Source organism: Streptomyces sp. HSS9-12 (assembly GCF_054963655.1).
Genome location: NZ_JBUEGC010000067.1, coordinates 19305 through 28391 on the forward strand (window position 1 = coordinate 19305; position 9087 = coordinate 28391).

8 protein-coding genes are annotated in these 9087 nt (G+C 68.2%); 2 read left to right on the plus strand and 6 right to left on the minus strand.

What is annotated here, in order from left to right:
• Window positions 1-2: 2 nt before the first annotated feature.
• The 5 genes from ACY34J_RS26400 to ACY34J_RS26420 form a co-directional block, all read right to left on the minus strand.
• Window positions 3-1037, minus strand: a complete 1035-nt coding sequence (locus tag ACY34J_RS26400) for an aldo/keto reductase (protein WP_462729131.1) — start codon at window positions 1035-1037, stop codon at window positions 3-5.
• A 125-nt stretch (window positions 1038-1162) separates the two neighbouring features.
• Complete coding sequence (locus tag ACY34J_RS26405) at window positions 1163-2803, minus strand: glycoside hydrolase family 13 protein (RefSeq protein ID WP_462729132.1); 1641 nt, start codon at window positions 2801-2803, stop codon at window positions 1163-1165.
• Between the two features lie 44 nt (window positions 2804-2847).
• Entirely contained in the window at window positions 2848-3681 is an 834-nt protein-coding gene (locus tag ACY34J_RS26410) for a carbohydrate ABC transporter permease (protein ID WP_462729133.1), read from the minus strand.
• Window positions 3678-4739, minus strand: coding sequence for a carbohydrate ABC transporter permease (locus ACY34J_RS26415; RefSeq protein WP_462729134.1), 1062 nt, complete (start codon window positions 4737-4739; stop codon window positions 3678-3680). Before ACY34J_RS26415 ends, ACY34J_RS26410 begins: the two co-directional genes overlap by 4 nt.
• Window positions 4740-4750: 11 nt before the next feature.
• Window positions 4751-6058, minus strand: a complete 1308-nt coding sequence (locus ACY34J_RS26420; protein ID WP_462729135.1) for an ABC transporter substrate-binding protein — start codon at window positions 6056-6058, stop codon at window positions 4751-4753.
• 527 nt (window positions 6059-6585) lie between these two features.
• On the opposite strand from ACY34J_RS26420, the gene ACY34J_RS26425 reads away from it, so the two are divergent.
• Window positions 6586-7665 (plus strand): LacI family DNA-binding transcriptional regulator, encoded by a 1080-nt coding sequence (locus tag ACY34J_RS26425; protein ID WP_462729136.1) that lies wholly within the window; start codon window positions 6586-6588, stop codon window positions 7663-7665.
• A gap of 104 nt (window positions 7666-7769) precedes the next feature.
• Window positions 7770-8066, plus strand: coding sequence for a GYD domain-containing protein (locus tag ACY34J_RS26430; RefSeq protein ID WP_462729137.1), 297 nt, complete (start codon window positions 7770-7772; stop codon window positions 8064-8066).
• Between the two features lie 74 nt (window positions 8067-8140).
• Here the strand turns inward: ACY34J_RS26430 and ACY34J_RS26435 are convergent, their stop codons facing one another.
• On the minus strand, window positions 8141-8905 hold the full coding sequence (locus tag ACY34J_RS26435) for a crotonase/enoyl-CoA hydratase family protein (RefSeq protein WP_462729138.1): 765 nt from the start codon (window positions 8903-8905) through the stop codon (window positions 8141-8143).
• Window positions 8906-9087 lie beyond the last annotated feature (182 nt).

The window sequence follows — 9087 nt, forward strand, 5'->3', positions numbered from 1 at the left end:
GCTCAACTGCCGCCCGATATCGTCCGGCTGCGCTGCTCCAGGCCATGGGCGCCGTACGGGTAGTCCGCCGCACCCGGGTCGCTGACCTTGTCCAGCCGGGCCAGCTCCTCTCCTGACAGGTGGAGGCCGGCCGCGGCCAAGTTGTCCTCGAGCTGCTCCACGGTCCGCGCACCGAGAATCACCGAGCTCACGGCCGGGCGGTCGACCACCCAGGCCAGGGCGATCTGTGCCATCGGCACACCGCGTTCCTCGGCCACCGAACGCACCTCCTCCACGATGGCCCAGGTGCGCTCGACACCGCCGCGCCGGTCGTATGCCTCGGTGCCCCGCTCGGCGTTCTCACCCAGCCGGGTCGCCCCGACGGGCCGCTGGTCACGCCGGTACTTTCCGGTCAGCCATCCGCCGCCGAGCGGGCTCCACGGCAGCAGGCCCAGACCTTCGGAGACACACACCGGCATGATCTCCCACTCGATCTCCCGGGACACCAGGCTGTACTGCGGCTGCAGGGTCACCGGCCGGCTCAGCCCCCGCAAGTCGGCGACATCGACGGTCTTCTGGATCTGCCACCCGGTGAAGTTCGACAGCCCGACATAGTGGATCTTCCCCGCGCGTACGGCATCGTCGAGGAACCGCAGCGTCTCCTCGACCGGCGTCAGGGGATCCCAGGAGTGGACCTGGTAGAGATCGACCGCATCGACGCCGAGCCTGCGCAGCGAGGCGTCCAGCGCGCGGGCGAGGTGGCGCCGGGACAGGCCGACGTCGTTCGGGCCGTCACCCATGGGGAACCGGCCCTTGGTCGCGAGCACGACCTGGTCGCGTACCTCGGCCGGGCGGTCGGCGAGCCACCGCCCGACGATCTCCTCGGACGCACCCGCCGTGTAGACGTCGGCGGTGTCGACCAGGGTGCCGCCGGCCTCCACAAAGCGGTCGAGCTGGGTGTGCGCGGTCGGCTCATCGGTCTCGGCGCCGAACGTCATGGTGCCGAGCGCGAACGTCGACACACTGCAACCGCTCCGCCCCAGGGTGCGGTACTCCACAGCGGGTCCTCCTCAAGTGGCTTGTTTCTGCGCTGCTCAGTCGAACACGGCCGTCTCGCGGCCGGCGAGCCCTTTCCCGCCCGCCCCCGAAGAAGAGGCGGACGGGGAGGCAGCGCCGGGCGCGGTTACAGCGCGAGCCAGACCGCCGCGTCCGGAGCAAGGTATCCGTCGTCGAGCGGTCCGCTCACCAGCAGCACCTCCTGGTGCCGCGGCAGTCGGTACGCATCGGCGGACAGGTTGACGACGCAGGCGAAGCCGGGCTCGCGGGTGAACGCCAGCACGCCGGCGGGCGCGTCGAGCCAGGTCAGGGAGCCGTCGCCGAGAGCGGGGTGCTCGCGGCGGAGGTGCAGGGCCCGGCGGTAGAACTCGAGCATGGAGGTCTCGTCGGCGGTCTGCGCCTCGACGCTGTGGTCCTTCCAGTCGGCGGGCTGCGGCAGCCAGGGCTCGGCGGTGGTGCCCTCGGGGCTGAACCCGAAGGGCGCCGTCTGCCCGGACCAGGGGATCGGCACGCGGCACCCGTCACGTCCGCGCTCGGTGTGCCCGGAGCGCTCCCAGATGGGGTCCTGGAGCACGTCCTCGGGCAGGTCCTCGACTTCCGGCAGTCCGAGCTCCTCGCCCTGATAGATGTAGGCACCGCCGGGGAGGGAGAGCATGAGCAGGGCGGCCGCGCGGGCCCGTCGCGTACCGAGCTCGAGGTCGAAAGAGCCCTCGAGCCGGTACGGCTCATTGGCCACCCACCTCGTCGTCGCCGTGCGGCCGAAGCGGCTGACGTGGCGTACGACGTCGTGGTTGGAGAGCACCCAGGTGGCCGGTGCGTTCACCGCGCCCAGCATCTCGAGCGTGCTGTCGATGACCTGACGCAGCCGGCCGGCGTCCCAGCTGGCCATCAGGAAGTCGAAGTTGAACGCCGTGTGCAGGCCGTCCTGCCGTACGTAGGCGGCCAGCCGCTCGGGGCTGTCCGCCCAGGCCTCGGCGACAAACGCCCGGTCACCGGGGAACTCATCGGCCACCCGCCGCCAGGCGCGGTAGATCTCGTGCACCTCATCGCGGTCCCAGTGCGGATGATCCACCCGCTCCACGGGCGCCGGGGCGGCCGGGTCCGGGCGGGGCGGCAGGTCGGGCAGCTCGGGGTGCTTGACCAGACCGTGCGCCACATCGATACGGAACCCGTCGACCCCACGGCTGAACCAGAACCGCAGAATGGACTCGAACTCCGCCCGTACGTCCGGATGGTCCCAGTTGAGGTCCGGCTGCTCGGGAGCGAACAGGTGCAGATACCACTGCCCGTCGGGCAGCCGGGTCCACGCGGGGCCGCCGAAGCAGGACTGCCAGTCGTTGGGTGGCACGGCGCCGTCGGGACCGCGGCCGGGACGGAAGATATAGCGCTCCCGCTCCGGGCTGCCGGGCCCCGCTGCCAGGGCGGCGCGGAACCACGCGTGCTGGTCGGAGGTGTGGTTGGGGACGATGTCGGGGATGACGCGGATGCCGTGCCGATGGGCCTCGTCGATGAGCGCCTCGGCCTCGGCCACGGTGCCGAAGATCGGCTCGATGTCGCGGAAGTCCGCTACGTCATAACCGTGGTCGGCCATCGGCGACTTGTACCAGGGGTTGATCCATATCGCGTCGATCGCAAGGGACTTCAGATACGGCAGTCGGGACCGGATGCCGGCGATGTCACCGACCCCGTCGCCGTTCCCATCGGCGAAACTCCGGATGTAGACCTGATAAACGACGGCGCTGCGCCACCACGGTGCGGTACGGGACATGTGGTTGCCATACTCCTTGAAGGGGTTGCTACTGCGCCGGGAGGCTATTTCGCGGCGCCGGCGGTAAGTCCGGCGACAATGCGGCGCTGGAATACCAGCACCATGATCACCAGCGGGATCGTGACGAGGACGCCTGCTGCCATCTGGCTGCCGAAGGGCGTCTCGAACTGCGTGGCCCCGGTGAATTTCGAGATGGCGACCGACGCCGTCTGCATCTCGGGCTTGTTCGTCATCGACAGGGCGATGAGGAATTCGTTCCAGGCGGCGATGAAGGTGATGATGGCGGTGGTGAAGATACCGGGCGCGGCCAGCGGGATGATGATCCTGCGGAAGGCCTGACCGCGGGTGCAGCCGTCGACCATCGCGGCCTGCTCGAGTTCCGTCGGCATCTGCCGGAAGAACGCCGTGAGGTTCCACACCGCCAGCGGCAGAGTGAAGGACATGCTCGGGACGATCATCGCCTGGTAGGTGTTGATCCAGCCCATGTCCGTGAACATCTTCAGCAACGGGACCACGATCGACACCACGGGGAACATCGAGGTGGCGATGATCAGGGTCAGCACCAACCGCTTGAGCCGGAATTCCAGCCGCGCCATCGCGTAGGCCGTGAAGGTGGCCAGCACCAGGGCGAGAGCCGTGGTCGTACCGGACACGATCAGGCTGTTGACCAGCGCACGGCTGAATCCCTGCGACGGGTCGAACACCGCGAGGTAGTTCTCGAAGGAGACCGGCGAGGGCAGCGGCGCGGTGTCGAAGATGTCGGAGGTACGCCGCAGGCTGGAGACCAGCATCCAGTAGAACGGGGCGAGGCAGTAGGCGACGACAGCGGCAACGCCTCCGTACAGCAGCCAGTTCCGCCATTTCACCGAGATCGTCATGCCGTCACCTCCGCGCGGCGCCGAGGAAGAATGCGGCGGCGCTCGGTCCTGGTCCCGGGGCGGCCGCCGTCGCCGACGACATCGGCCCCGAGAAGGCGGACAAAGGCCAGCGCTATCAGGAAGACATAGATGAAGAGAATCACCGCATAGGCCGCCGCCGGGCCGAAGCGCACATTGGACGCCTGGTCCTGGGCGAGCATCGACAGCGTCTCCACCGATGTCTTCTGCGCGCCGATGAGGATGTAGGGGAGGTCGAACATCCGCAGCGCGTCGAGCGTCCGGAACAGCACGGCCACCAGCAGCGCGGGCTTCACCAGCGGCAGCGTGATGTGCCAGAACCGGCGCAGCGGGCTCGCCCCGTCGATCCGGGCCGCCTCGTACACCTCCTTGGGGATCATTTGGAGGCCGGCGAGTACCAGCAGCCCGATGAAGGGGGCGGTCTTCCACACATCGGCGATGATGACCGCGACCTTGGCGTGAAACCCCTCGGTGGTCCACAGCACATGCTGTCGCAGGACGGCGTTGGCCACGCCGTCGCTGTTGAAGATCCACCGCCACAGCAGCCCGGAGACTGCTGTCGGAATGGCCCAGGGGATCAGGATGCTGGCCCGGATCAGGGCACGGCCCTTGAACGCCTTGTGCATGATCAGCGCCATCGACACACCGATCACAGTCTCCAGCGCGACCGTGGTGACGGTGAAGAACGTCGTGTTCCAGAAGGCGTTCCAGAACCGGGCCCCCGACTCACCGAAGATGTCGACGTAGTTGGCCGGCCCCACGAAAGGCTCGGTGTTGCTGATGAAACCGGTCTTGGGGTCCAGGCCGCGGTTCCCGTACAGCGACTCCTTGAACGCCACGATCGTCGGATAGAGCACCACGACCATCAGCACCAGCAACGTCGGGGAGACCAGCAGCGCGGCCAGCCGTCCCGAGCCGGATGTCGCCCGGGCCTGCCGGCGCCGGCGGTTCGCCGACGCGGCAGGCGGGACGGGCGAACCCGTCACTGTGGCACCGTGCTCGCCTGCGGCGGTGCCGGGAGGCATTTGTGTGTCCACCATGCCCTCTTCTCTCACTGCACGGCAGTCTTCTGCAGAGCCTTCTGCAAGTCCTTCAGGGCCTGCTCACTGCTCTTGCTGCCGGTCAGCGCCGCGTAGGACTCCCGCTGGATCGCGGAGGTCACATCCCCGTACTGCACGACCCGCGGGCGCGGCACGGCGTGCAGGATCGACGCCTTGAGCGCCGGGAGGTACGGATACTGCTTCACCAGCGACGAGTTGTCGTAGAGGTCCGCGTAGGGCGGCGCGAGGGATCCGTCCTTGAGGAAGGTGGTGGCGTTCTCCTCATTGGTGAAGAACTTCATGAAGTCGATCGCCGTGGCCTTGTTCTTGGCGAAGGCCGACAGGGCCAGGTTGTGACCGCCCAGGCTGGAGGAGCCAGGGCCGTTCAGGCCGGGCAGCGGAGCGACACCGAACTTCCCGGCGACCTTGCTGGAGCCGTCCTTCTTCTGCGCGAGGGCGTACATGTACGGCCACTGGCGCTCGAATATCAGCTTCCCGGCTTGGAATGCCTGCCGGCCGTCCTCCTCCTGGTAGGTCATGGCGTCCTTCGGGATGGTTCCGTCCCGGAAGGAGTCGACCAGGAAGTCCAGCCCCTCCTTCGCCTTCGCGCTGTCGACCTGCGGCTTGCCTTTCGCGTCGGTGACGGCACCGCCCGCGCTGTTGACGGCCTCGGAGAAGTTCACGGTCAGGCCCTCGTATTTCTGGAACTGCCCGGCGTAACACGACATGCCCTTCGCCTCGGGCAGCTTCTTCACCTTGGCGCAGTCGGCCTTCATCTCCGACCAGGTGGCCGGGGGCTTGGCTATGCCGGCCTTCTTCAGCAGATCGGTGCGGTAGTACAGCAGGCCGCCGTCCGAACTCGCCGGGACCGCGTACAGACCGCCGCGGTACTTCGTCGTCTCCACCACGGGCTTGAGCATCTTCTGTAGCGGGAACTTGTCCGCGGGCAGTTGGTCGATCCACTGGTGGGCGGCGAACTCCGAGGTCCACACGGCGTCGAGAGAGAGCACCGTATAGGCATCGGACTTCGTCTCCGCGTTCTGGATCATCTGCTGGCGCTGTGCGTCGGCATCCGTCGGCAGCTGTACGAAGGTGACCTTCTCCTTCGGGTGCAGCTTGTTCCAACGGTCCAGCTGCGCCTGGACGGTGCCGGTGGTGTCCTTGCCGGCCACGTAGGTGATGGGCCCGCGGCCCTCGAACGAACCGCTGCCGGTGTTCGCGGCGGAGCCGCTGCCGCCGGACGAGCCGCACGCCGCGACGACGAGTCCTGCGAGAACCGCGCCCGAGCTCTGAACTGCCCTTCGCGTTCTGGTCTTCACTGTGTCTCCTGATGTGCGGGGGGAGGGATCTGGAGTGAGTTCTGACTGCCTGTCAGCCAGATGGGCAGTCGCTGTCGCCGCACTCAGGAAGGCCCTTGACGAGCAGCGCGACAGGGGGCGTTACGGGCGGGTTCGCCACCGCGCGGGCTGTGGACCTCGAACCAAGGGGGTGGAGGTTCGCGGCACAGGTCGAAGCCGGTCCTGCGACCGAGAGGAGGCTGCGGGCGGGCTGGTAGCCAGCACACAGAGAGGGGGACTGCGTTGTCAGGTGGAGCGGTGATGAGGGACCTGCAGCTCTACGACATGGGGGCACTCCAGACAACGCCGGCCTGGCCAGTTCGTGACAACGCTTGCAAGCTAGGAGGGCACCTAGCGGAAGTCAATGCGTTACGTGGCAGTAATGTTCGTGAGTGATCGTGAACTAAGCGCTGGCCTGGGTAGTTGGTCAATCAATCCACTACAGACAGTCATGACAGCGCTGTCTCGAGAGGGGTGTCCAGGGAGGTACCCTGTGCTACCTTCCAGGCATGCCACCAGCTCAGCGGCACCCCACGATGGCCGATGTCGCCCAACGGGCCGGGGTCTCCGTCTCCACCGTCTCGCGCACCCTGCGCGGCCTGTCGACGGTCTCGCCCGAAGTCCGGGCCAGGGTCGAACAGGCCGCCCGGGAGATGCACTTCGTGATCTCCCGGCAGGCCTCCAGCCTGGTCACCGGCAAGACCGGGGTGGTCGCGGTACTGGCGCCCACGCTCAACAGCTGGTTCATCGGCTCGGCGCTCACCAGCCTGGGGGCGGTACTCCGTGAGGCGGGCCTGGAGTTGCTCGTCTACGCCGTATCCGACATGAAGGAGCGCACCGCCTTCTTCGACCGCCTCCCGGCCCGGCGGAACGCCGACGCGCTGCTGGTGATGTCCTTCGACCTCACCGCCGAGGAAAGCGCACGCCTCGACGACCTGCAGGTACCGGTCGTCTACATCAGCCAGCACGCCGAGGGCCGGCCGAGCGTGTACGTCGACGATGTGGCCGGAGCCCGCCGCGGCACCCAGCATCTGCTCAACCTCGGGCACCGCCGCATCGCCTTCGTCCAGTCGGTCGACGCCAGAGGCTTCACCTTCAGCTCCAAGATGCGGCTGATCGGCTACCAGCAGGCACTCGCCGACGCGGGCCTCCCCTTCGACGACGAACTGGTGGTCGCCACTCCGATGAGCGACCAGCGCAGGATGACCGAGGCGGTCGGGCAACTGCTCAGCCTGCGGAATCCGCCCACCGCGGTGTTCGCCGAGATGGACCAGATCGCCATGGAAGTGATCTGGACCCTGCGCAAAGGCCGCGTCGACGTCCCCGAGCGGATCTCCGTACTCGGCTTCGACGACCATGAGATGGCGGCATGGATGGACCTGACCACCATCGCCCAGTCCCCCCACGACATCGGCCGCGCCGCCGGCGAGCTGGCCCACGCGCTCATCAGCGACCCCGATGCGGACCAGCAGCGGCACGTCGTACTGCCGACCCATCTGATTCCGCGGGGCAGCACGGCCCCGCTGCCGGTCCCACGGCCGGCCGCCGGCCCCAGCGACTCCGCGGTCCTCGCGGACAGCGGCAGCTGAACGCCGTCCTCGTATCACTCGCTGCGATGCGCACCTGGTGCGGGTTTGTCCAGTGCTGCCCAGAATTGACCTCGCGATGAGTCCCCTCATGGAGGTGCAAGACCGTGCCGACCTTCATCACCCTGCTGAACTGGACCGACCAGGGAATCCGTAATTACAAGGACACCACCAAGCGCTCCGAGGCCTTCGGCGCCGCACTGCAGAAGCTCGGGGCAAAGCTCGTGCAGATCTACTGGACCGTCGGTCCGTACGACCTCGTGGCCATCATCGAGGCGCCCGACGAGGAAACCGTCACCGCGGCCATGCTGCAGCTCGGCGCGGTGGGCAACGTCCGCAGCACGACCCTGCGAGCCTTCAGCCGTGAGGAGACCGACCGCATCGTCGCCAAGGCCGCCGGCTGAGGCACCTCCCCGTACGCGATGCACCCGGCGAGCCGGCCAACGCTTCTCGTTGCCGGCGAAACAGCGCGGCGACCTCAGTGGTCGTCGAACGAGCCGTGCCTGCCCGCCCCGGCGGCGAACTTCGCGGCGCCTCGCGCCGCCTCGGTCAGGGACTGGCGGCCGTGCCGGAGCTCGACCTCCATCGCGGCCGCCTCGGGCAGGCCCTCCTGCTCAAGCAGGGCGAGCCGGTCATGGCGCAGACAGGTCTGCGGGAACTCGGCGATCTCGGCGGCGAGCCGCTCCGCCGCCTCACGGGAGGTGCCGCGCGGGACCAGCCGGTTGACCAGCCCGATCGCATGTGCCTCCGCGGCGTCCACCGGGCGACCGGTCAGCACCAGGTCCATGGCGCGGCCGGTGCCGATCAGCCGCGGCAGCCGTACGGTGCCGCCGTCGATGAGCGGCACTCCCCAGCGCCGGCAGAACACGCCGAACACGGCGTCCTCCTCGGCGACACGCAGATCGCACCACAGCGCGAGTTCCAGGCCGCCGGCCACGGCGTAACCGGAGACGGCAGCGATGACGGGCTTGCCCAGCCGCATGCGCGTGGGCCCCATCGGGCCGTCGCCGTCGTCCGAGACCACATTGCCGCGCGGAGTGCCGATGGCCTTGAGATCGGCGCCCCCGCAGAACGTACCGCCCTCGCCCCAGAGCACGGCCACCGCCGCGTCCGGGTCCTCGTCGAAGGCGCGGAAGGCGTCGGCGAGGGCTTCGGCGGTGGGCCCGTCGACCGCGTTGCGCGCCTCGGGCCGTGAGAGCACCACGGTCGTGACAGGTCCCTTGCGCTCGACGCGTACGGGCATCTCGTGCGCCTCCTTGACCTACCGCGCTGCCGGAGCTGGTGCCTGCGCGGCGTCCGGGATGAGTTTGACCGGCGTGACGATCTTCATGAGTGTGAGCATAGCATTGAGCTATGTCACCACGATGGGAACTAAATCCCGAGGTACGCAGAGGAAGAAGCGTCATCCACGCTCTCCACGCGCAC

Coding starts and splice junctions, on each gene's coding strand:
- ACY34J_RS26405 (WP_462729132.1), bottom strand. CDS start 2,803: ATGTCCCGTACCGCACCGTGGTGGCGCAGCGCCGTCGTTTATCAGGTC.
- ACY34J_RS26410 (WP_462729133.1), bottom strand. CDS start 3,681: ATGACGATCTCGGTGAAATGGCGGAACTGGCTGCTGTACGGAGGCGTT.
- ACY34J_RS26425 (WP_462729136.1), top strand. CDS start 6,586: ATGCCACCAGCTCAGCGGCACCCCACGATGGCCGATGTCGCCCAACGG.
- ACY34J_RS26435 (WP_462729138.1), bottom strand. CDS start 8,905: ATGCCCGTACGCGTCGAGCGCAAGGGACCTGTCACGACCGTGGTGCTC.
- ACY34J_RS26415 (WP_462729134.1), bottom strand. CDS start 4,739: ATGGTGGACACACAAATGCCTCCCGGCACCGCCGCAGGCGAGCACGGT.